This window comes from Streptomyces sp. NBC_00250, assembly GCF_036192275.1.
Classification (GTDB): Bacteria; Actinomycetota; Actinomycetes; order Streptomycetales; family Streptomycetaceae; genus Streptomyces.
This window is the reverse complement of the sequence record NZ_CP108088.1, coordinates 4,887,718-4,908,553: the sequence shown is the minus strand read 5'-3', so window position 1 is coordinate 4,908,553 and position 20,836 is coordinate 4,887,718. Positions and strand designations below refer to the sequence as shown.

Here is a 20,836-nt window from a genome sequence, read left to right as displayed (position 1 = left end):
GGCGGGGTGTCACCGGTTCTGGATGCGTGGCGACGAGGATCTCGGCGGCCTGGGTGACGTCACCGGCCCGCGGACAGGCCCGCGGCCATCGCCCGGACGGCGTGCCCGGCAGGAAATCGCCTGGTCAGAGCGGCTCGTCCGACCGCTGGGCGGAGTACGCTGAAAGTACCGGGAGTAAGTCGAGCACCCGCTCCCACGCGGACGTCGTTTCCGGCGATGAAGACACTGGGCCGCCCTGCAGGGCGGCCCGGAGACGGGTCCGCGGTCATGACCACCACCCTGGCACCCACGCTTTCGGCGCGCCTTTCGCTGACGCCGAAGACCACCCTCGCCGGCCGCCTGGACGGCGCCTGGTGGCCTCGCTCGCGTGACCTGGCCGCCGAACTTCCGCCTCTGGTCGACGCACTGGAGGAGCGCTTCGGACGCATCACACGCGTCGCGGTGAACCCCACCCGCTGGCCCGTCGTCCCGCACAAGGTCGCCGCCACCGGGCACACCGTGCACGTCGGCTGGTTCACCGAACAGGATCCCGACAAGTTGATCCTGCTCTCCTACACCATCGGCCGCTGCGATCTGCTGGTGATCCCACCCGACACCGAACCCGCCGCAGCCGCCCGGCTCATGACCGCCGCCGCCGTCCCCGGCAGCGTCCTGGCCGCCGGTGCCCTGATGTCCGACGAGGCCGCGACCGGCCGCCGTATGCGAGACGCCCGCAGCAGCGAGGACGCCTGGGACACCGACGGCGGATCCGCCCCGGCACCGTTGCGACACCCGGTCGTCGGAGCACGGATGATCCTGCTGCGCGGGAAGCCGCGGAGGTGACCCCATGGAAACCCTGATCACGCTCGCCGTCATCGCCCTCATGATCGCGCTCGGCATCCGCCTGATCCACCGGCTCAATGCCCAGCACGACGCACGCATCGCCACCCACCACTTCGGCGACCCCTTCCCGGCCATTCGCCGACCCCCCGGCCACAGCCACCGCACACCGACGGAGCAAGCCGCCCACCGCCGGATCACGGGCACCTGGCCGTGAGCACCCCTGACCATTCCTCCGACCGAAGGCCGCGGGTGGGGCACCCGACACCCGGGACAACCCACCCGCCGGCTTCTCGCTCGCCCTCCGAAGGGACCACGCACCTTGTACCCCACCGAGTACCCCATCGACACCGCGACCCTGCCCTCGGCCGGTCACGCCGAGATCCGTATCGTCGCCGCCACCCCCGAAGCCGCCCGCGCGGTCGCCCAAGTGATCCGCTGCTCCTTCGCCGGGGCGGAACAGCGCAGCTACCCCGTGCCCGAAGGCGGCACCCGGCTCCACCTCACCGTCGACACCGGATCCGGCGCGGAACCCGCCCTCTCCTGGCTCGCCACCAGCAGACCGACCTCTCTTGCCGGCACCCACGTCGACGAGGTGTGAGGAGCGTCGGCCTTCCTCACACGCATGAAAGGACTCGGTCATGGCGACACTCCGCGAGCGACAGGGCTACCGCGAACGAGTCCTGACCGCCCTCTACGAAGCCACCGAAGGCAACCGTCTCCTCGGAGTCCCGGGGCGGAAGCTGCGCAACGACCTGCGCATCCCGGAGGAAGACCTGGCCGCCGCATGCACGTACCTCGCCGGCGAGGACCTGATCACCGTCGACTGGGAACCGGGCAACACCCCCGCGATGGTCTCCCTGACCCACCAGGGAATCCGCCGCATGGAAGCCGAGGAGGAAGAACGCGGCTGAACCGGACTGCCGTCGGCCCGCTCCTCCCGACGTCATGTCGCTGCCCGGTGCTGGTGACCCACCTCGCGCGCGAGGTCCAGTCCGAGGACGCGGTCGAGAAACGCGAACGTCTCGAACTTGGCACCGGCCGGTACGTCCGCGCGTGACGCCACGGTGAGCAGCGCGTCCAGGACGGCGGGGACGCCGAGATCATCAGCCAGCACGTCATGGGCGTGTCGCAGCACATCGGCAGGCATCGGCCGGGACGGCTCCTGTGCCCAGTCGGCCACCAGCTGCCGCCAGTCCTCCAGCGTCCGCCGGGCCTCTTCGAGCGCAGTACCGGTGACGAAGACCGGCGTGCGGTAGGCGTGGCCGAGCATCAACATCCTCATGGCCAGCGGATCGGCGCCCTCCGGGGCGACGGCCCCCAGGAGCCCTGGGGACGGGAGGTGGGCACGGTCCGCGACGCCCTTCTCCCCCGATGCCGGGCCGACCTGGCCCACGTCGATACGGACCCCGCCGACCGCGTCCTGTGCCGCGGTCCCGTACGCGTGGACGTGAACGTCGGCAGCGGCGCAGAGCGTTCCCTTCGGATGGTGAACACCGACGGTGTCGGGCGGGTGGATGCCAAGGGCGGACAGGGAGCGGTCAAGCGCCTCGGCCTGCTCGTCCGGCAGGTCCGGCAGGTCCGGCATGTCCGGCAGGTCCGGCATGGTCCGGAACGTGCGGGACTGCAGGCCGTGCAGCTCCACTGTGCGCGCCAGTACGTCACCGACCAGGAGCGCCCGCAGGTCCCCCAGGCCGAGCCCGACGTCGCCGGCCGACAGGTGGACGCAGATGCTCAGCAGATGACGGCGTACGGAGGGAATCTCCACGAGATGGCCGGTACGGGTGTCGACGATACGCAGCATGATGCGGAGGCTAGTCGCGGAAACCGCCGGCACCGGGGAGGACCTGACCGGGCGCCCGACATCGGCAGGGCATCGGGCAGAAACGTGCCCCATCCGTGCCCTCAGCGGCGGATGACAGCGGTCGACATGGGCGTGCCAGAGCCCTCGCCACACGTCGCCTGACAGTCTATACGTGCAGGTCAGAGGGCACGTCAACACCCCAGGAGGACGCCGACTCCTTCGACCCCGCTACGGCCGACGCGTAGATTCCCCGGCTTTTGGCGCGAGTTCGACTCCCGTCCTCCGCTGTTGCACGAAGGCCCAGGTCGGCGACCTGGGCCTTCGTCATCGTCCCGAACGGTTCGACCGCGCCGCACCCTCCGTGGGTCCCCAGGAGGACGGGTGGACGCGGATCAGGACCTCCTCTCGGCCGGCGGTTCCGTCGGCAGGGCGGCGAGCCGGCTCACGGGTGACAGAACGAGCGCGATCAGCACGCCGGCGGATCCGATCGCCGCGACGGTCAACGCGCCGTGGGCGCCGAGCCGGCCCGACAGCAGGCCCGCGGACAGGCCGCCGAGGGCGCCGCCGCCGAACAGCAGGGTGCGGAAGACCGCCGTCATCCGGCCCATCATCGACTGCGGGGTACTGGCCTGGCGCAGGCTGACGATGACGACGCCGGCGACACCGAGGCCGAGGTAGCTGGTGAAGAAGGAGAGGACGAACATCCCCACCATCACCGGCCGGGGGCCGGTGGCCAGGACGATCAGCAGGGGGCCGAGGAGAAGGGCCGACTGCGCGACGAGGTAGACCGGCCCGAGCCGGAAGCGTCGGATCACCCTGCGGGAGATCGCCGCGCCGATCAGACCGCCCACCGAGGCGGTCGCCAGGACACCGCCGAGGGCCGTCGATCCCAGGTGCACGTCTCGTGTCCCGTACAGCAGGAACATGGTCCACACGGTGACCATCGAGAAGTTGCAGCAGAACCCGATGAGCGCGAGCGACCGCAGGACCGGATTCCCCAGCACCCAGCGCAGACCGTCCCGGAGTTCGGTCGGCACGTGGCGTTTCACGGTCGCGGGCTCGGGCCGCGGCTCGGGGGTGCGGATGAGCAACAGCGAAACCACGGACGCCAGATAGGAGAACGCGTCCGCGATCAGCGCCACGGGTGCGGTCAGGGCGCCGACCAGGACACCGGCGAGCCCGGGTCCCGCCACCTCGGCCGCCGACGAGCTCATCCCCATCTTCGCGCCGGCCTCGACGTAGCGTTCGGGACCGCGCACCAGGGTCGGCACGTAGGACATCCAGCTCACGTCGAACAGCACCGAGGCGACGCCGACGGCACAGGCGATCAGCAGCAGCGAGACCATGCCGAGCGCGTCCGTCCAGTACAGGACGGGCACGAGGGCCAGCAGGACCATCCGGACGAGGTTGGCACCGAGCATGATCCGCCGCCGCCGGGCCCGGTCCACCCACACGCCGAAGATCAGGGCGAGCCCGAGGTACGGGACGAGCTGCAGGAACCGCAGGACACCGACCTGTTCGTCGGTGGCGTCGAACGCGGTGATCGCGGTCAGCGGCAGGGCCAGGTTCGTGACCTGGGTGCCCAGCAGGGACAGCGTCTCGCCGAGCCAGAACCTGAGGAAGTCGCCGTTGCGCCACAGGCTTTCCGGGGTCGCCTCCGCGGTGGGCGCCTGGAGGGCGGTCACCGGCGCCGTCACCGTCCCCGTCGGCGGTCGGGTGCCTGGCGGACGAGGTCGGCGACCGCGTCGGCGACGTGGTCCACCTCCTCCTCGGTGTTGTAGTAGTGCGGAGACAGGCGCAGACACCATTCGATGCCCTTGTCCCCGAAGTCGAACTGCGCGAACTCGCGGAAGCTGAGCGCCGAGTTGATGCCGCGGGCGTCCATGGCCGCTTTGAACGGCTGGGGCTGCCAGCCCTCCACCGCGAAGGTGACGAGCGCGGCCAGTCGCGGACCGCGGTCGAGCACCCGCACCCCCGGGACGAGTGCGAGCCGGTCGCGCAGCCGGGCCGCGAGCGCGGGTGTGCGCTGCTCGATGGCCTCGATGCCGACCTCGCGGGCGTAGCGCGTCGCGGCGGCGCTGCCGAGCACCGTGGCGTAGGGGAACTCCCATTCCTCGAACCGGGCCGCCGTCGGGGCGGGCTCGTACGCGCCCGGCGCGGTCCAGCGGGCGCCGTGCATGTCGATGAACAGCGGTTCGTAGTCCGCCCGCAGGACGCGATCGGATACGTACAGGAATCCGGAGCCGCGCGGGCCGCGGAGGAATTTGCGGCAGGTGGCGGTGAGGAGGTCGCAGCCGATCTCCTCCACGTCGATGACGAACTGGCCCACCGATTGGCACGCGTCCACCAGGTAGAGCAGGTCCAGCTCCCGGCAGTGCCGGCCGATCTCGGCGATCGGCGAGACGAGTCCCGAGTTGGTGGGGACATGGGTGGCGGACACCAGGCGGGGCCGGTGGGTGCGCATCAGGGCGGCCATCGCCTCCACGTCGACGCCCCCGTCGGGGGTGTCGGGTGCGTGGACGATGCGTACGCCGAATCGCTTGCGCAGGGACAGGAAGGCGATCTGGTTGGAGACGAAGTCGTCACGGGTCGTGAGGATGACGTCGTCGGCCTCGAAGGGGATCGAGGACAGGGCGTTGGCGTAGGCATGCGTGGCGCTGCCCGCGAAGGCGATGTTGTCGGGCGTGGTGTTGATGAGGGCGGCGATCTCCGTGTAGAACGCGCGCACTTCGGTGGCGCGGGCGGCCGACGCCTCGTAACCGCCCATCCGTGCTTCGAGGTTCAGATGGCCGACCATCACGTCGAGTACGGGGGTGGCCAGCAGGCCGCAGCCCGCGTTGTTGAAGTGGATGACCTTCCGGCACCCCGGGGTGTCGGCCCGCAGAGCGGCGACGTCCAGCTGAAGTGCTTCTGAACCAGGGCCAGTAGCGCTATTCTTCTCTCTCATGAATGACGGTAGCACTTCTGGTGAGTTGGCCGACAGCCTTCGGACACTGCTCTCCCGGCTCTCGCCCGGCGACCGACTGCCGAGCAGCCGCGAGCTGATCAAGGAGTACCGGGTCGGCCCCGCGACCGTGGCACGGGCCATCGCCGCACTGGCCGCGGAGGGGGCGGTGGTGACCCGCCCGGGCAGCGGGACGTACGTCGCGCAGCGCACCCGGCTCCGCGACGAGGGCTCCGACACCGGCGCCAACACCGACTGGCAGACGGTCGCCCTCACGGACCGCGCCGTCGACACGCACCTGATCGCCGACCCGCTCGGACCTCCACCGGCCGGGACGATTTCCCTGGACGGCGGCTACGTGCACCGCTCGCTCCAACCCACCCGGGCCCTGAGCGCGGCGCTGGCGCGGGCAGCACGCCGTCCGGACGCCTGGGACCGCGCCCCGGCCGGCGGTCTGACGGCGCTGCGCACCGCGTTCGCCCGCATCGTCGGCGGCAGCGTGGCACCGCAGGACGTCCTGGTCACCGCCGGCGGACAGAGCGCCCTGTCGATCGCGTTCCGGGCCATCGCCGGACCCGGCAGCCCGGTCCTGGTGGAGTCGCCCACCTATCCGCGCGCCCTGACCGCCGCCCGCGCCGCGGGACTACGGCCGGTGCCGGTCCCGCTCGACGCCGACGGACTGCGGCCCGACCTGCTGGCCGACGCGTTCGCGATGACCGGCGCACGGCTGCTGTACTGCCAGCCGACCTTCCAGAACCCGACCGGCACGGTCCTGGCGCCCGACCGTCGCCGTCAGATCCTCGATGTGGCGCGCGCCTCGGGCGCGTTCGTGATCGAGGACGACTTCGCGCGGCACCTGGGACACGGCGGCGCCGTGCCGCGACCGCTGGTCGCCGATGACCGCGACGGCACGGTCGTCCACGTCACCTCACTCACCAAGCCCGCCGCACCGAGCCTGCGGATCGGGGCACTCGTGGCCCGCGGGCCGGTCATGGAGCGCATGCGGGCGGTGCGCCTGGTCGACGACTTCTTCGTCACGCGCCCGCTCCAGGAAGCCGCGCTGGAAGTGCTCAGCTCCCCGTCCTGGGACCGGCACGTCCGCTCTCTCGGTACGGCGCTGCGCGAGCGGTGCGCCGTGCTGGCCGCCGCGGTCGGCGAGGAGATCCCGGGCGCGACCCTGTCCGGGCTGCCGACCGGGGGCCTGCACCTGTGGGTCCGTCTGCCGCCCGGCGTGGACGACGCCGTCCTCACGAGCGCCGCCCGGCAGCGTGGCGTCGCCGTGAGCGCCGGCAGCCGCTACTTCGCCACGGAGCCGCCGGCCGCCCACCTGCGCATCGGGTTCGCCGCCGCGGCCGACCACGCGGAGCTGACGCAGGGGGTACGCCGGCTGGGAGCCGCGCTCCTGGATCTCGGCCCGAAGCGGGAAGAGTGAGGCGCCGGAGGACTTCGTCGTCCGGACCTCTGTCGGCGAGCCGGCGGGCTCTACCGCGACGGTGTCACGAAGCAGAGGCCCACCAGGTCGAGGGCGCCGCGACGGTGTAGCCCAGGGACTCGTACAGCGGCCTGCCCAGCTTCGAAGCGGTGAGGGTGACCGGCAGGTCCGCCACGTGGGCGAGGGCTCCGAGCATGACGGCCCTCCCGACGCCACGCGAACGGAAGGCCGTCGACGTGGCGACCCAGTAGTGGCCGCCGATGCCGTCGTCCACGACGCTGACGCAGGCTCCCGCGGCCACGCCGTCGTGCAGGGCGACGAACACGTCCACGCCCGACTGCCCGATCAGCGCCATCGGGAACAGCTCGCCGGGGCGGTGGGGCTCGAATCCGGCCAGTTCGAAGCCCTCGATCACGATCCGCTCGGCCACCTGGAGGTCCTCGGACCGCTCTACCCGGATCACGTCCAGCGCCGGTTCGCCGACGGGCCCGGGCAGGCGCAGCATGACCGGCATCTGCCAGTTGCGCATGCCCAGATGGTTCAGGTCCGTCGAGCTGAACGGATCCTCGGCGTTCACCGGGCCCGCGGCCCGCCGAACCAGCTCGCTCAACTCGGCCAGTTCGCCCGGGTCGAGGTCGGACTCCTGAATCAGGACCCGCATGCCGGCACGCTCGCCGCCGTCGACCGCGACGAATCCGCGGCGCCGGACGACCTCATGCCCCCGGGACCGGCCGGTCGCGATCCACAGGGCGGCGGAGTTACGGGCCTGACGCATCGGCGCATCGGCCAAGGCCACCGACGTGGACGGGGTCGCGGACGTGGGCGCGGACGTGGGCGTGGCCTGGTCGGCAGAAGTAGATCTTGTTGTCATTGCGCTTACGGTAGTGCGCAGTTGACCCTTCACACAGGCCAATTCCGTGCGCTTCGACTGGGCCACTTTCGGCCCGCGCCACGGCCCGAGGAATCCCCCGCCGAGACCTGGAGCGGGGCCGTCGGCGTCGCCGCCATCGTCTGGCTGGTCCTCGGCGGCGGCTGGACGGCGGGCTTCGCGGTACGCGCCCACCGCGCCCGGCAAGCAGACCAGGCCGCCCGCCGCACCGAACACGCCATCGCCGAGGAACGGCTGCGCATCGCACGGGAGTTGCACGACATCGTGTCGCACAGCCTCAGCCTGATCGCGGTGAAGGCGGGCGTCGCCGGGCATGTCGCCCAGCGCCGCCCCGAGGAGGCCGTGGATGCGCTGCGCGTCATCGAACAGACCAGCCGGGCCGCCATGACCGAGATGCGTCGCACCCTGGGCGTGCTGCGCACCGACTCGGCCACCGCCCCGCTGAGCCCGGCGCCCGACCTCGACGCGCTCGACCGGCTGGCCGATCAGGCACGACAGGCGGGCGTGGAAGTCGAGTTGGACGTCCGGGTCCCGGACGCCGGCCTGCCCGCCGGCATCACCCTGGCCGTTCACCGGATCGTGCAGGAGTCCCTCACCAACGTGGTGAAGCACGCGGCCCCCGCACGCTGCCGGGTGACGGTCGAGGTCGACCTGCGCGAGGTGCGGATCGATGTCACGGACGACGGCGTGCGGGGCGCCGACACCGAGCGGGTCGGGGGGGCACGGCCTGGTCGGCATGCGGGAGCGGGCCATGATGTACGGCGGGACGTTCAGCGCGGGCCCGCGCCCGCGCCCCGGGGGAGGCTTCGCGGTCTCCGCCCGCCTGCCGCAGGACGGCGTGAGGAGGAACGCATGACGGACGCGACCCGGGTGCTGGTCGTCGACGACCAGGTGTTGCTGCGCGGTTCCTTCCGGATCCTCGTCGAGAACGAACCCGGCCTCACCGCCGTGGGAGAGGCGGGCGACGGGGCGGAGGCCGTCGAGCTCGCGCGCCTGCACCGACCGGACGTGGTCCTGATGGACGTCCGGATGCCGGTCATGGACGGCATCGAGGCGACCCGGCAGATCTGTGGATCCCCGGAGACCGCCGGCGCACGGGTACTGATCCTGACCACGTTCGACCTCGACGAGTACGTCTACGCGGCGCTGCGGGCCGGCGCTGCGGGCTTCCTCCTCAAGGACGCCCCGCCCGCGGAGGTGCTCGCCGCCATCCGGGTCGTCGCCACGGGCGACTCCCTGCTGGCTCCGTCGGTGACCCGCCGGCTCATCGAGGAGTTCGCCCGCCGCCCGGACCGGGACTCGGACCAGGACCCGGTCCGGAATCACCGCCCCGCCCTTCTGACCGGGGTGACGGAGCGGGAGCGCGAGGTCCTGAAGCTGATCGCGCGGGGCCTGTCGAACGACGAGATCACGGCGCGCCTGCATCTGAGCATGGGCACCGTGAAGACTCACATCGGCCGTCTGCTGTCCAAGCTGGCCGCCCGCGACCGCGCCCAGCTGGTGATCGCGGCGTACGAGTCGGGAGTGGTGTCGGCCTCCGACGGCGGCCTGTGAACGCCGACCGCGCAGCGGCGGCGTCGTCCTGCGGAGTCCCGCACGGCGGCGGTGTGTCCGTCAGCTCCGTGCGGTGTCCTCGCCCGTCTGCCCCGCACCCTCGGCCGTGCCCTCGGCCGCGCCTGCCTTCTCGCGCATCTTGCGCACCAGCTCCGCCTTCTGGTCGGCGGCACCCTTGCGGTCGAGGTTGCGGTGCGGACCGTTGTTCTGCCGCTCGGCGCGGGACAGCCTCTTGCGCTGGCCGCCGCCCTGGCCCACGGGGTTGTTGATGTTCTTGCTCACGGTCATGGGCTCTCCCGGTGAAGATGCGAAGTGATGTACGGATTCGTCGGTGGGGGGACGGGCGCGGCGACGTCCAGGGACGTCAGCGGGGGCCCATCACACTCTCACTCGTGAATCGGCGTCTGGAAGAACATGACAATGACGTTACCCGGTTCCGTCGGCCCGGCACACCAAGCTCTACGCCGCCCCCCTAGGGCTTGATGTTCTGGTTCAGGTGGAACAGGTTCCCTGCGTCGTACTTCCGCTTGACCTCGACGAGGCGGTCGTAGTTGGTCCTGTAATTGGCCCTGATCCGGTCCTGGTCGTCGTCGGCCATGAAGTTGATGTATCCGCCTTCCTCCGAGTGGGGGGCGGTCGCTTCGTAGTAGTCGCGGACCCACGCGATGTTGGCCTCGTTCGCGGACGGGTCGGGCCACATGCCGGCGATGACGGTGGCGAACGAGGCGTCCCGGTAGGCGAAGGCCGTCGCGTCCGGTGCGACACGGTGGCAGGCACCGTTGATGGGGTAGATGTGGACCGTCGAGTTCACGGCCGGCAGGCGTGGCCCGTACCGCATGTGCGCCTCGATCGCGGCATCGCTGAGGTCGGTCACGAAGTTGGCCTTCCAGTAGTGCTGGAGGCCGGGCGGCACCAGCGCGTCGAAGGCGCTGTTGAGCGCGGGATACGGCATGGGGCCGACGTGCTCGGCGACCACCGGCGCGAAGTCGCGGAAGGCCTGGAGGGCGCGCGGCCCCTCGTCCAGCGGCCCCGCCCAGCACGCCACGATCAGGACGAACGGGTCGCCGTGCCGGTTCTCCGGGATGAACGGGAGCGGCGGGGCCAGCTGGAAGGCCGGGAAGCCGCCGAGTTCCTCCGGCGCGTCGGCGATGTAGTCGGCGAAGGAGCGCAGCACGGTGGCGGCGTCCTCCAGCTCGTAGAGGAGCGGCCCGCCGTAGATGTCCTTGACGGGGCTGAGCCGGAACTCGAAGGAGGTCACCGCGCCGAAGTTTCCGCCGCCTCCGCGAAGGGCCCAGAACAGGTCGTCGTTCTCCTCCTCGTTCGCGACGAGCAGCCTCCCGTCCGCGGTCACCACGTCGGCGGAGATCAGGTTGTCGCAGCTCAGGCCGAGTCCGCGGGCGAGATAGCCGATGCCGCCACCCAGGGTGAGCCCGCCGACACCGGTGGTCGAGATGATCCCCCCGGTCGTCGCCAGGCCGAAGGCGTGCGTCGCCGCGTTGAAGTCACCCCAGGTCGCGCCGCCTTCGGCGCGTGCCGTCCGCCGCACGGGGTCGACCCGCACGCCGCGCATCCCCGACAGATCGGCCACGACGCCGCCGTCGCAGGTACCGAAGCCGGGCACGCTGTGCCCGCCGCCACGCACCGCCAGGTCGACCTCGTTCTCCCGCGCGAAGTCGACCGCGGCCATGACGTCGCCCGCGTTGACGCAGCGCGCGACGGCGGCCGGCCTCCTGTCGATCATGGCGTTGCGGACCTCGCGTGCCGCGTCGTAGCCATCGTCTTCAGGGGTGGTGACCGCCCCGCGGACCCGTTCACGCAACTGCTCGATCGAGAGCTTGCCCATAGCGATCGCTCCTCGTGCCTCTACCCCGCCGGCTCCGCCGGCGAGGGCGCGACACCGGAAGCGGGCATCAGGGCGGGCTCGGGCGGGCATCGTGCGGACAGCCGGGCTCTCTGTGGGATGTCACACCCAGCCACGCACCCTGCTCACCGAGCTCGGCCCCTTCCACGCTACGCCTGTGGCGCGAGGCCTCAACCCGAGATCCGCGGAGGCCGTCCCATGACACCGACCCAGGTCTGCGACCCGGGGCTTTCGTGTGTTCCCTGCCGGGCTAGCGCTGCTCCAGCAGCCCGCTGTTCATCGCCACGACCACGGCGCGCGTGCGGTCGCCGACGTCGAGCTTCGCGAAGATCCGCAGGAGATGGGTCTTCACCGTGGCCTCTCCGATGAAGAGACGCCGGCCGATCTCCGCGTTGGACAATCCGTCGGCGACCGCGCGCAGCACGTCGGCCTCCCGCGCGGTGAGTGCCACGGGCACGGGCCGGCGCATCCTGGCCACGAGCCGTTGCGCGACGCGCGGGGCGAGGACGGTTTCGCCCCGGGAGGCGGAGTGGATGGCTTCGACCAGCTGGTCACGGGTGGCGTCCTTGAGGAGATAGCCGGTGGCCCCCGCCTCGACGCCCCGCTCGATGTCCGCGTCGGTGTCGTACGTGGTCAGGATGAGGACCCGGGTCCGCGCGCCGCTTCCGACGATCTCGGTGGTGGCGCCCACACCGTCGAGTACGGGCATCCGCAGGTCGAGGAGCACCACATCCGGGTCGAGCTGTTCGACGAGCCGTACGGCCTCGCGGCCGTCTCCCGCCTCGCCGACGATGTCGATGGTGGGCTCGGAAGCCAGCAGCGCGACAAGTCCGGCACGCATCACCGTATGGTCGTCGGCCAGGACGACGCGCAGGCGGCGCCCTTGGCTCGTGGCCGTGGTCGCGGTCGCGGTTGTGGCCGTGGTCGCGGTTGTGGCCGTACTCCCGCTCGTACTCGTGCTCGCGCTCGCGCTCGTGGGCTCAGTCGCCGTCATGTCTGTCACACCTGGCCGTTCATGGGGATCATGGCGAGGATCCGGGTCCCGTCGCCGAGCGAGCTGGTGACGGTGAGATCGCCGCCGAATTCGGCGAGGCGCTTGCGCATGCCGTCCAGGCCGAAGCCCTGGGACTCCTCGACGACGAACCCGCGTCCGTCGTCGGTGATCTCCAGCTCGACGCCGTTCCGGTGGCGCGCGAGGACGACGCCGACCGTGGAGGCGTCCGCGTGCTTGCGGATGTTGGCCAGGGACTCCTGCGTGCACCGCAGCAGGGCGACCCGCGTCGGCTGGTCGCACGCGAGGTCCGCCAGCTCCGCCGTGACGATGAGCCCGGTGTCCTCGGTGAACCGGTCCAAGGTGCGGCGGAGCGTCGTCGCGACCGATCCGGCGGCCACGCCGCTGCGGGGGGCCGCGCCGACGAGGACGCGGGCCTCGGCGAGGTTCTCCCGGGCGGTCTGTTCGATGGACTGCAGCTGCTGGGCGCTTCTGTCGGGGGCCACGGCGAGCCCGGACCGGGCCGCCTCCGCCAGCACGATGATGGAGGCGAAGCCCTGGGCGAGGGTGTCGTGGATCTCCCGGGCGAGGCGCTCGCGCTCCTCCGCGGCGCCCTGGCGCTGGTACGCCTCGACCAGCTCCAGCTGGGCGGACCTCAAGTCCGCTCTCAGCCGGGCCCGTTCGTCCCGCAGTGCCAGGGCCCGGGGCGTCACCACCGCGATCAGGACGCCGACCGCGAACACCGCGAGGGAGGAGACGGTGTTGGTGAACAGGACGTCGAAGCGCCGGCCTTCCCGCAGGGTGCCGCCGACCGTGATCGCCGCCGCGCCGAGACCCGAGGAGACGACCGCCGCCTTGAGGCTGTCCGCGAAGACGACGAACTGCGCGAGCATCACGGTGTAGAAGACCCCGAGGCCGTCGCCGACGTACGAGAGACCGCCCAGCGCTGCCACGAGGACGCCCAGATAGCCGTACGGGCGAAGCAGAGGGTTCTCGGGGCGGCAGCGCACGAGCGCGTAGCCGAGGGCCAGGACGCCCACCAGTACCGGTACCCCGACCTTCGTCGTCGTCGGAGCGTCGCCCACGACGGTGATCAGGGTGACGAGGGCGATGAGCGCCCAGGACAGCCCCTCCCACCCGTGGAGTGCCCAGATCCATAACGGGTCGCCGCGCTGCGGTCGTTGAAGCATGATCGTCAGATTACGCACCGGAGCGGACGGGGAGAGCGGCTTCGGGAGCGGCGGGCGTCTCCACGGGCCTCGGCGTGGGTCGCCGTGGCCACCAGGCCCGCTCGCCGAGGAGCAGCAGGAGCGACGGCAGGATCATCATCCTGATGATCACTGCGTCCAGCAGGACCCCCACCGCCAGGCAGAAGCCCATCTGCTTCATCTCGGTGAGGTGCAGGAAGACGAAGGCCGCGAACACCGTGACCATCACCATCGCCGCGCTCGTCACCACCTTGGCCGAGCGGCCGATGCCGTCCAGTACCGCCGCGCGGGCCGTCGTCCCGGTGTCCATCGCCTCCTTGATCCGGCTGACCACGAACACCTGGTAGTCCATCGACAGCCCGAAGAGGATCACGAAGAGGAAGAGCGGTACGCGCGACGCGATCGCCCCGAGGGAGTCGAAGTCCAGCAGGTTCTCCGCCCACGTTCCCTGGAAGACCAGGACCAGCGCGCCGAGCGCGGCGGCGGCGGAGAGCAGGTTGAGGAGGACGCCGATCAGGGCGATCACCACCGAGCGGAAGGCCCAGACGGTCATGAGGAAGGTCAGCAGCAGAAGGGCCCCGATGACCAGCGGCAGCTTGCCGTTCTCGTGCTCCACATAGTCCTGGCCGCGGGCCACGTCACCGCTCACCGCCGTCTCCACGCCGGGCAGCGTGCCGACCGTGGCGGGCAGATGCACCTCGCGGAGGCGGTGGAGCGACTCGATCGCCGGGGCGGAGGGCGCGGGGTGGGGGACGGCCAGTTCGAGCACGCTGGTCCGGCCGTCGGCCGAGGTGCGCACCGTCGGCTCGGCGTTCCGGGCGAAGAGCGGGTCCGTCTGGGCCCGCCGGCCCAGTTCCACCAGCGCCTGCCGGACCTGCGGTGCCCGGTCGGGGGTGGAGCGGGCCACGACCTCGTGCTTGACCAGGAGCTCCGGGAACTTCGCGGTCAGCCGGTCGTAGACCTGCATGGCCGGGATGTCGCGGGAGAAGGTGTCCTTGCCGGGGTCGATGAGCTTCATGCCGAGCGCGGGGGCCGCGATGCCGAGCATGAGCAGTACGGATACGCACAGGGTGATCGCGGGGTGCCGCCGCGCGGGGCGCAGCAGGGCGGTGAACACCCTGCCGTTCTCCGGCTTCACCGGCTTCGTACGCACCGGCTCGCCCCGGCTCGCCCGCCGCGCGGCCTTCTTGGCGGCACGGCGCTCGGTACGGTGGCCGATCTTCACGAGCAGCGCGGGGAGCACGGTCAGGGAACTGGCCACGGCGACCGCCACGACCAGGATCGTGCCCGTCGCCAGCGAGGAGAAGATGACGTCCGTGGCCAGGTAGAGCGTCGCGGTGGAGACGATCACCGCGAGGCCGGATGCCACGATGGCGCGGCCGGCCGTGGCCGCCGCGAGCTCCACCAGTGCCTCGGGGCTGAGCCGGCCTTCGGCGCGGGCCCGTTCCTCGCGTTCGCGCTTGAGGTGGAAGAGCGTGTAGTCGACGCCCACGGCCAGGCCGATGAGCAGGATCATGTTGGTCCCGACGCCGGCGTCGGGGAGGGCGTGGGAGGCCAGCATGGCCAGGCCTATGGTGGCGGCGATCGAGGAGAGTGCGAGGAGCAGCGGCACACCGGCCATGACCACCGAGCCGAAGACGATCAGCAGGATGACGAGGGTGACCGGCAGGGTGATGCGTTCCGAGAGCGCGAGGTCGTCCGAGCGCTGATCGTTGACGCCCTTGCTGATGGCGGGCGATCCGGACTCTTCCACGACCAGGCCGGGGTGGCCGGCGGCCACCTTCGCCGTCTGTTCGAGGAGCGGGACGACGTTCTTCCGCCCCTCCAGCTCGGCGCCCTTCAGGACCACGGTCACGCGCAGGGTGCTGCCGTCCTTCGAGCGGACCGGGGCGGCCACGCTGTCCACCTCCGGCAGCCCGGCCATCCGGTCGGTGAGCTCACGGACCGCGGCACCGGCCGCCTCCGGGTCCAGCGGACCGGACTTCGCGCGGATCAGGACGTGCTCGGTGGGCCGGCGTTGGAGACCGCCCTCGGTCGCCATCGCCTCGGCGTGCCCCGCCTCCCCGACCCAGAAGTCCTTGGTGGTCGCCGCGTTGCTGCCGGACGCGATGCCTGCGCCGAGGCACAGAACGACGAAGACGAACCACCCGATGATCGCGCTCCACGGGTGCCGGGCACTCCAACGGGCCAAACGAACCGGTCGATTTCTCATGCCTCAGATGCTCGTCCGCGGGCCCTTCCTCCCATCAGCCTCGACCGGTTGAACCCGGTGTCCACCAGTCGGTGGACACGACGGGCCCGCATGGCCGAACCGACTCAGTGGGGCAGCGCGTCGAGCTCGGCCAGGTCGGCCTTGGTGAGGGTCAGGGCGGCCGCTGCGATGTTGTCCTCCACGTGGGCCACCGAGGACGTGCCGGGGATCGGAAGGACGACGGGTGACCGGGCCATCGTCCAGGCGAGTTTGATCCGGGCGGGGGAGACGCCGTGTCGGGCGGCGATGCGCCTGAGCGGTTCGGCGGGCTCCGGGCGGCCCAGGCTTTCCAGGGAGAAGAACGGGACGAAGGCGATGTTCTGGCGGGTGCAGGCGGCGAGGACGGCCGGGTCCGGGCGGTGGAACAGCCCGTACAGGTTCTGTACGGCCGCCACCGGGGCGATGCGTTGCGCCTCGGTGAGCTGTTCGGTGGTCGTGTTGCTGAGGCCGAGGTGCCGGATCAGGCCCTGCTCGCGCAGGGCGGCGAGCGCGCCGAACCGCTCGGCGAGCGGCCCGGCCTCGCCGCCGTCCTCGTCGGGCTGGAGCCTCAGGTAGACGAGGTCGAGGCGGTCGAGGCCGAGTTCACCGAGCGTGCGGCGGACGCCGGCGGCCAGCTCGCGGGGCCCGGCCGGGGCGCCCCGGCCGCCGTCGGGGTGGCGGACCGGGCCGACCTTGGCCGCCAGGACCAGGTCCTCGGCGTAGGGGTGCAGGGTGCGGCGGATCAGGTCGTTCGCCGAGAGGCCGCCGTGGAAGTAGAACCAGGCGGTGTCGATGTGGTTCACCCCGAGCTCGACGGCCCGCCGCAGTACGGCCGCCGAGGTGGCCGGATCGTTCGCGGGGCCGGCGATCTCCCGGGCCGGGAGCCGCATGGCGCCGAAGCCCATGCGGGCGACGGGAAGGTCTCCGCCGAGGAGGAAGGCGGAGGAGGCGTTCTCATGGATCGTGGTCATGCCTCCAGATCCTCGGGACCGCTCGTGCCGGAGACGAACGGCTGGCAGTTTGGTGCCATGACGACGAAGAGCATCGTGACGCTGCGGGGCGAGAACGAGCTGATGCGGCGCGCGGGCGCCCTCTTCGACGGTGTGCGGCGGGAGTTCCTCTGCGCGGCCGGGGAACCCGGGACCTGGTCGGCGGCGGCCACGGGTTCCCGTCGCACACCCGTACCGGGCCTGGTGATACGCAAGTTGTACGGGCCCGACGTCTTCCGGGCCTCCGGCGGACGGGAGTTGCTCGACCTCCTCGTCGGGGCCGGTGCGGAGATCCGGATCTCGCCCGCTCCCCCGGCCCGCGAGGCGATCGTCGTCGACCGGCGCCTCGCCGTCCTCGCGGCCCCACGGCCCGCCGCGGGAGGACCCCGTACGTACAGCGTCGTCCAGGAGCCGGACGTGGTGGCCGGGGTGCGAGCCCTGTTCGAGACGGCCTGGGAGACCGCGACGGACCTCGCCGTCTACCGCCGCACCCCGTTCCCCCACCTCGGCGACGCCGACCGGGCCGTACTGCGATCCCTGGCGGCCGGCCACACCGACGAGACGGCGTCCCGCCTCCTCGGAGTGTCCCTGCGCACCTACCGGCGCCGCGTCGCCTCCCTGATGACCGCCCTGAACGCCCGCTCCCGCTTCCAGGCCGGCCTCCGGGCCCGCGAGGTCCTCGGCCACCGCTCGGACACGTGACCGGTCCGCCTCCGCTCCCCGGCCTTCCGCTCCTCTGCCTTCCGCTCCCGTCCTTCCGCTCCCCGGCCTTCCGCTCCCGTCCTTCCGCTCCCAGGCCCGGGACCGGTACGTCCGCTCGCCCGCGTACCGAGACGCCGGTCACCGATCCCGTACGGCCGTGTCCTCCGGTGCGGCCCACGGCTGGAGCTTCTCCGGGTTGCGGACCGCCCAGATGTGCGTGATCCGGTCGCCCGCGAGGCCGAAGGCCGCCACCGTCACGGTGGCGCCACCGCGCTGGGCCACCAGACCGGGACGGCCGTTGACCGAGCGCACCAGGAGCTTCATTCCGGGCACCTGGTCGCCGATCCCGACGATGTAGCGGGCGATCTCCCCGGCACCGACGATCGGGCGGAGCGCCGCGCCGACCAGACCGCCGCCGTCGGCGACCATCGTGGCGTCCGGGTTGAGCAGGCCGACGAGCGCGGCGATGTCCTGGGTCTCCCACGCCTGCTTGAAGTCCTTGATGACACGCGCCTGCAGGCCGGTCGGTGGCTCCGGGGGCCGGGCCGCGCCGACGCGGCGGCGGGCCGACGAGGCGAGCTGCCGGCAGGCCGCGGGGGTGCGGCCGACGATCGTGGCCACTTCGGTGAAGGCGTACCGGAAGACGTCGTGCAGGATGAACGCGACCCGTTCGGCGGGGGTCATGGATTCGAGGACGACGAGGAAGGCCATGTCGACCGACTCGTCCAGGGCGATCCGGTCGGCGGGGTCGGCCCCGCTGTCGCCCGGCCGTCCGGTCGCCCATTCCCTGGAGTCCGGCAACGGCTCCGGCACCCACTCGCCCACATAGCGTTCGCGCCGGGCCCGCGCCGAGCCGAGTACGTCGAGGCAGATGCGGCCGACCACCGTCGTCAGCCAGGCGCCGGGGGACTCGATGGCCTCCTGCTGCCGGTCCGACATGGCGTACCAGCGGGCGAAGGCCTCCTGAACGGCGTCCTCCGCCTCGGCCAGGGAGCCGAGCAGCCGGTAGGCGACATTGATCAACTGCCGGTACTCGCCCTCGGGCCGGGCGGGTACGGGCACGAGCCCGGGTTCTGGTTCCGTACGGCTGCTCATGGTGGTTGCCCCCTCGTTCGATGCGCGCTCGCCATGATCGGTGAGACGCGCATCACTCCGTAACCCCGGTATGCCACCTCACATTCTCGGTGGCTGCGTCGTCGGGCTGTCGAGAGAGCGACCGGCAGCGGAAGGACGGGATCATCATGGCCACGCGGACGACGACGGAGACGGCGGCATCGATGACGGCATCGGCGGGGGCGGAGCGGCGCGACGGCCGGTTCGCGGGGTTCGTGCGCGTCTCGATCGCCCTGCAGACGGTGGGCATCTTCTTCCAGGCGGTCACGGCCGGGATGGCGGTGTCCTCATCAGAGGTCGGATCGACCGTGCACGACCTCGGGTCCAAGGGCATGTACGCGATGTCGATGCTGTACCTGCTCGCCGCGATCCTGGCCTGGCGGCCGGGCGGCGGCCCGGCCCGGCCGATCCTCTACGCGACCGGCTTCCTCGCCCTCGGGACCCTGCAAGTGGTCATGGGCGTCAACCATGTGATGGAGGTTCATCTTCCGCTCGGCGTCTTGATGTTCGGTCTGAGCCTGCTCGATCTCGGTCGGGTGGCGCTCCAGCGGATGCGTCCGGCGAGGGGGTGACCGGGGGCGTCCGGCGAAGCGGCGACCGGGGCGTCGGCGAGGGTGCCCGGAGCGCGTCGGCGAGGGAGACCGAGGGCGTCAGTGAGCGTGACCGAGGGGCGTCGGCGGGAGTGCCCGACATCCACATTCGTCAGGAATCGAGAAGCGGGGGCGATCTCCCCCAACTAGCGTTGTGGGCATGGACATCACCATTCACACCACCGTCCTCCCGCACGACGACCCCGACGCCTCCCTCGCCTTCTACCGCGACGCCCTCGGCTTCGAGGTGCGCAGCGACGTCGGGCAGGGCAGGACCCGGTGGATCACCGTCGGACCCGTCGGTCAGCCCGGTACGTCGATCCTGCTCGCGCCGCCCGGCGCCGACCCGGGGGTCACCGAGGCCGAGCGGCGCACCATCGCCGAGATGATGGCCAAGGGCACCTACGGCTGGATCCTGCTGGCCACCCCCGACCTCGACGCCACCTTCGAGAAGGTGCAGGCCGGGGACGTCGAGGTGGTCCAGGAGCCGACCGACCAGCCGTACGGCGTGCGCGACTGCGCCTTCCGCGATCCCGCGGGCAACCTCGTCCGGGTCCAGCAGCTCCGCTGAAAGGATTCCCCTCATGTGTCATCCTGCGTGGATGAGCGCACTGACCGAGGCGCAGCGCCTGAGTGATCTGGCGCGGTTGCGCCGCGTACGCGACCGGATCGACCGGGAATACGCGCAACCGCTGGACGTCGAGGCGCTCGCCCGCGGGGTGAACATGTCGGCCGGGCACCTCAGCCGCCAGTTCAAGCAGGCGTACGGCGAGGCCCCGTACTCGTACCTCATGACACGGCGCATCGAGCGGGCCATGGCCCTGCTCCAGCGGGGCGAGCTCAGCGTCACCGACGTCTGCTTCACGGTCGGCTGCTCCTCGCTCGGCACCTTCAGCACCCGCTTCACCGAGCTCGTCGGCGTGTCGCCCAGCGTCTACAAACGCCAGGTCGCGGATGGTGAGGCGGGGCTGCCGTCGTGCGTCGCGAAGCAGGTCACCCGACCGGTCAGGAATCGAGAAGCACCGGTCACCACCCCGCAACTAGCGTGAATCCCATGAACGCCAACGACCTCACCAACGCCATCGCCGCCGTCACGATCGAGGTGGCCGACCTCTCGGCCGCCGAGCGTTTCCACACCGCCTCCGGCCTCGGTGCCCATGTGCGCCTGCGGGCCTCGGACGTGCCGACCACGGGCTTCCGCGGGTTCTCGCTCTCGCTCACGGTGTCCCAGCCGGCCGACGTCCGGCACATCGTGGACGCGGCCCTCGCCGCAGGCGCCACCTCGCTCAAGCCGGCCGCGAAGTCCTTCTGGGGCTACGGCGGCGTGTTCCAGGCCCCGGACGGCACCATCTGGAAGGTCGCCACCTCGGCGAAGAAGGACACCGGCCCGGCCACCGGCCACGTCGAATCGTTCGTGCTCCTCCTCGGAGCCACCGACGTCGCCGAGACCAAGAAGTTCTACGTCGAGCACGGACTGACCGTCGCGAAGAGCTTCGGCCGCAAGTACGTCGAGTTCGCCGCCGCCGAAGGCAGCCCGGTCAAGCTCGCCCTGTACGGGCGCCGCGCGCTCGCCAAGGACGTCGGCGTCCCCGTCGACGGCGAGGGATCCCACCGGATCGTGCTCGCCGGCGAGGGCACCGGTGCCTTCACCGACCCGGACGGGTTCACCTGGGAGGCCGCTTCCGTGGCCGCCGCGTCCTGACCCGTACG

General features: G+C 71.6%; 22 protein-coding genes and 1 pseudogene. 12 read left to right on the top strand and 11 right to left on the bottom strand.

The genetic code is table 11. The features are described from left to right. Positions 1-267: 267 nt before the first annotated feature. From OG259_RS22260 to OG259_RS22245, 4 genes are all read left to right on the top strand, one after another. Positions 268-822, top strand: a complete 555-nt coding sequence (locus OG259_RS22260; RefSeq protein ID WP_328943864.1) for a DUF5994 family protein — start codon at positions 268-270, stop codon at positions 820-822. A 4-nt stretch (positions 823-826) separates the two neighbouring features. Beyond that, a complete protein-coding gene (locus OG259_RS22255) occupies positions 827-1,036 on the top strand; it encodes a hypothetical protein (RefSeq protein WP_328943863.1) in 210 nt (69 codons plus the stop codon). Positions 1,037-1,141: 105 nt separating this feature from the next. Beyond that, positions 1,142-1,420: a hypothetical protein gene (locus OG259_RS22250; protein ID WP_328943862.1), complete on the top strand. Its 279-nt coding sequence runs from the start codon at positions 1,142-1,144 to the stop codon at positions 1,418-1,420. A 40-nt stretch (positions 1,421-1,460) separates the two neighbouring features. Beyond that, the gene (locus OG259_RS22245) at positions 1,461-1,733 is read left to right on the top strand and encodes a hypothetical protein (protein WP_328943861.1); all 273 of its coding nucleotides are present in this window, start codon (positions 1,461-1,463) and stop codon (positions 1,731-1,733) included. 32 nt (positions 1,734-1,765) lie between these two features. Here the strand turns inward: OG259_RS22245 and OG259_RS22240 are convergent, their stop codons facing one another. From OG259_RS22240 to OG259_RS22230, 3 genes are all read right to left on the bottom strand, one after another. Then, positions 1,766-2,623: a hypothetical protein gene (locus tag OG259_RS22240; RefSeq protein ID WP_328943860.1), complete on the bottom strand. Its 858-nt coding sequence runs from the start codon at positions 2,621-2,623 to the stop codon at positions 1,766-1,768. Positions 2,624-3,015: 392 nt separating this feature from the next. Then, positions 3,016-4,308 (bottom strand): MFS transporter, encoded by a 1,293-nt coding sequence (locus tag OG259_RS22235; protein WP_328943859.1) that lies wholly within the window; start codon positions 4,306-4,308, stop codon positions 3,016-3,018. An 8-nt stretch (positions 4,309-4,316) separates the two neighbouring features. Continuing rightward, positions 4,317-5,570, bottom strand: coding sequence for an aminotransferase class V-fold PLP-dependent enzyme (locus OG259_RS22230; RefSeq protein ID WP_328943858.1), 1,254 nt, complete (start codon positions 5,568-5,570; stop codon positions 4,317-4,319). On the opposite strand from OG259_RS22230, the gene OG259_RS22225 reads away from it, so the two are divergent. Next, on the top strand, positions 5,569-6,999 hold the full coding sequence (locus OG259_RS22225) for an aminotransferase-like domain-containing protein (protein WP_328943857.1): 1,431 nt from the start codon (positions 5,569-5,571) through the stop codon (positions 6,997-6,999). The two genes, OG259_RS22230 and OG259_RS22225, sit on opposite strands and share 2 nt — an antisense overlap. A 64-nt stretch (positions 7,000-7,063) precedes the next feature. Here OG259_RS22225 and OG259_RS22220 read toward each other — a convergent pair whose 3' ends face one another. After that, positions 7,064-7,870: a GNAT family N-acetyltransferase gene (locus OG259_RS22220; RefSeq protein ID WP_328943856.1), complete on the bottom strand. Its 807-nt coding sequence runs from the start codon at positions 7,868-7,870 to the stop codon at positions 7,064-7,066. A 282-nt stretch (positions 7,871-8,152) separates the two neighbouring features. Here OG259_RS22220 and OG259_RS22215 point away from each other — a divergent pair. Together OG259_RS22215 and OG259_RS22210 are read left to right on the top strand one after the other, a co-directional pair. Further along, a pseudogene (locus OG259_RS22215) lies at positions 8,153-8,254 on the top strand (hypothetical protein); the annotation flags it as partial. Between the two features lie 486 nt (positions 8,255-8,740). Continuing rightward, positions 8,741-9,442 carry a response regulator transcription factor gene (locus OG259_RS22210; protein ID WP_328947147.1) on the top strand — a complete coding sequence of 234 codons (702 nt, stop codon included), beginning with the start codon at positions 8,741-8,743 and terminating at the stop codon, positions 9,440-9,442. Positions 9,443-9,502: 60 nt separating this feature from the next. Here OG259_RS22210 and OG259_RS22205 read toward each other — a convergent pair whose 3' ends face one another. The 6 genes from OG259_RS22205 to OG259_RS22180 form a co-directional block, all read right to left on the bottom strand. Beyond that, positions 9,503-9,730 (bottom strand): DUF6243 family protein, encoded by a 228-nt coding sequence (locus tag OG259_RS22205; protein ID WP_328943855.1) that lies wholly within the window; start codon positions 9,728-9,730, stop codon positions 9,503-9,505. 184 nt (positions 9,731-9,914) lie between these two features. Continuing rightward, positions 9,915-11,285, bottom strand: coding sequence for an FAD-binding oxidoreductase (locus tag OG259_RS22200; RefSeq protein WP_328943854.1), 1,371 nt, complete (start codon positions 11,283-11,285; stop codon positions 9,915-9,917). A gap of 268 nt (positions 11,286-11,553) precedes the next feature. Further along, entirely contained in the window at positions 11,554-12,297 is a 744-nt protein-coding gene (locus OG259_RS22195; protein ID WP_443051995.1) for a response regulator, read from the bottom strand. A 5-nt stretch (positions 12,298-12,302) separates the two neighbouring features. Further along, on the bottom strand, positions 12,303-13,484 hold the full coding sequence (locus OG259_RS22190; RefSeq protein ID WP_328943853.1) for a sensor histidine kinase: 1,182 nt from the start codon (positions 13,482-13,484) through the stop codon (positions 12,303-12,305). A gap of 10 nt (positions 13,485-13,494) precedes the next feature. Further along, positions 13,495-15,714: an MMPL family transporter gene (locus OG259_RS22185; RefSeq protein ID WP_328943852.1), complete on the bottom strand. Its 2,220-nt coding sequence runs from the start codon at positions 15,712-15,714 to the stop codon at positions 13,495-13,497. Between the two features lie 104 nt (positions 15,715-15,818). Continuing rightward, entirely contained in the window at positions 15,819-16,703 is an 885-nt protein-coding gene (locus OG259_RS22180; RefSeq protein WP_328943851.1) for an aldo/keto reductase, read from the bottom strand. 57 nt (positions 16,704-16,760) lie between these two features. On the opposite strand from OG259_RS22180, the gene OG259_RS22175 reads away from it, so the two are divergent. Further along, the gene (locus OG259_RS22175; protein WP_328943850.1) at positions 16,761-17,423 is read left to right on the top strand and encodes a DNA-binding response regulator; all 663 of its coding nucleotides are present in this window, start codon (positions 16,761-16,763) and stop codon (positions 17,421-17,423) included. 138 nt (positions 17,424-17,561) lie between these two features. Here the strand turns inward: OG259_RS22175 and sigJ are convergent, their stop codons facing one another. Then, positions 17,562-18,518, bottom strand: a complete 957-nt coding sequence (gene sigJ / locus OG259_RS22170) for an RNA polymerase sigma factor SigJ (RefSeq protein WP_328943849.1) — start codon at positions 18,516-18,518, stop codon at positions 17,562-17,564. 146 nt (positions 18,519-18,664) lie between these two features. On the opposite strand from sigJ, the gene OG259_RS22165 reads away from it, so the two are divergent. The 4 genes from OG259_RS22165 to OG259_RS22150 all read left to right on the top strand — a co-directional run bounded on the left by OG259_RS22165 (position 18,665) and on the right by OG259_RS22150 (position 20,828). Next, complete coding sequence (locus OG259_RS22165) at positions 18,665-19,108, top strand: hypothetical protein (protein ID WP_328943848.1); 444 nt, start codon at positions 18,665-18,667, stop codon at positions 19,106-19,108. A gap of 178 nt (positions 19,109-19,286) precedes the next feature. Continuing rightward, positions 19,287-19,697, top strand: coding sequence for a VOC family protein (locus OG259_RS22160; RefSeq protein WP_328943847.1), 411 nt, complete (start codon positions 19,287-19,289; stop codon positions 19,695-19,697). A gap of 31 nt (positions 19,698-19,728) precedes the next feature. Beyond that, entirely contained in the window at positions 19,729-20,175 is a 447-nt protein-coding gene (locus OG259_RS22155; RefSeq protein ID WP_328943846.1) for a helix-turn-helix transcriptional regulator, read from the top strand. Between the two features lie 5 nt (positions 20,176-20,180). Next, entirely contained in the window at positions 20,181-20,828 is a 648-nt protein-coding gene (locus tag OG259_RS22150; protein WP_328943845.1) for a glyoxalase, read from the top strand. The last annotated feature ends 8 nt before the right edge of the window (positions 20,829-20,836 follow it).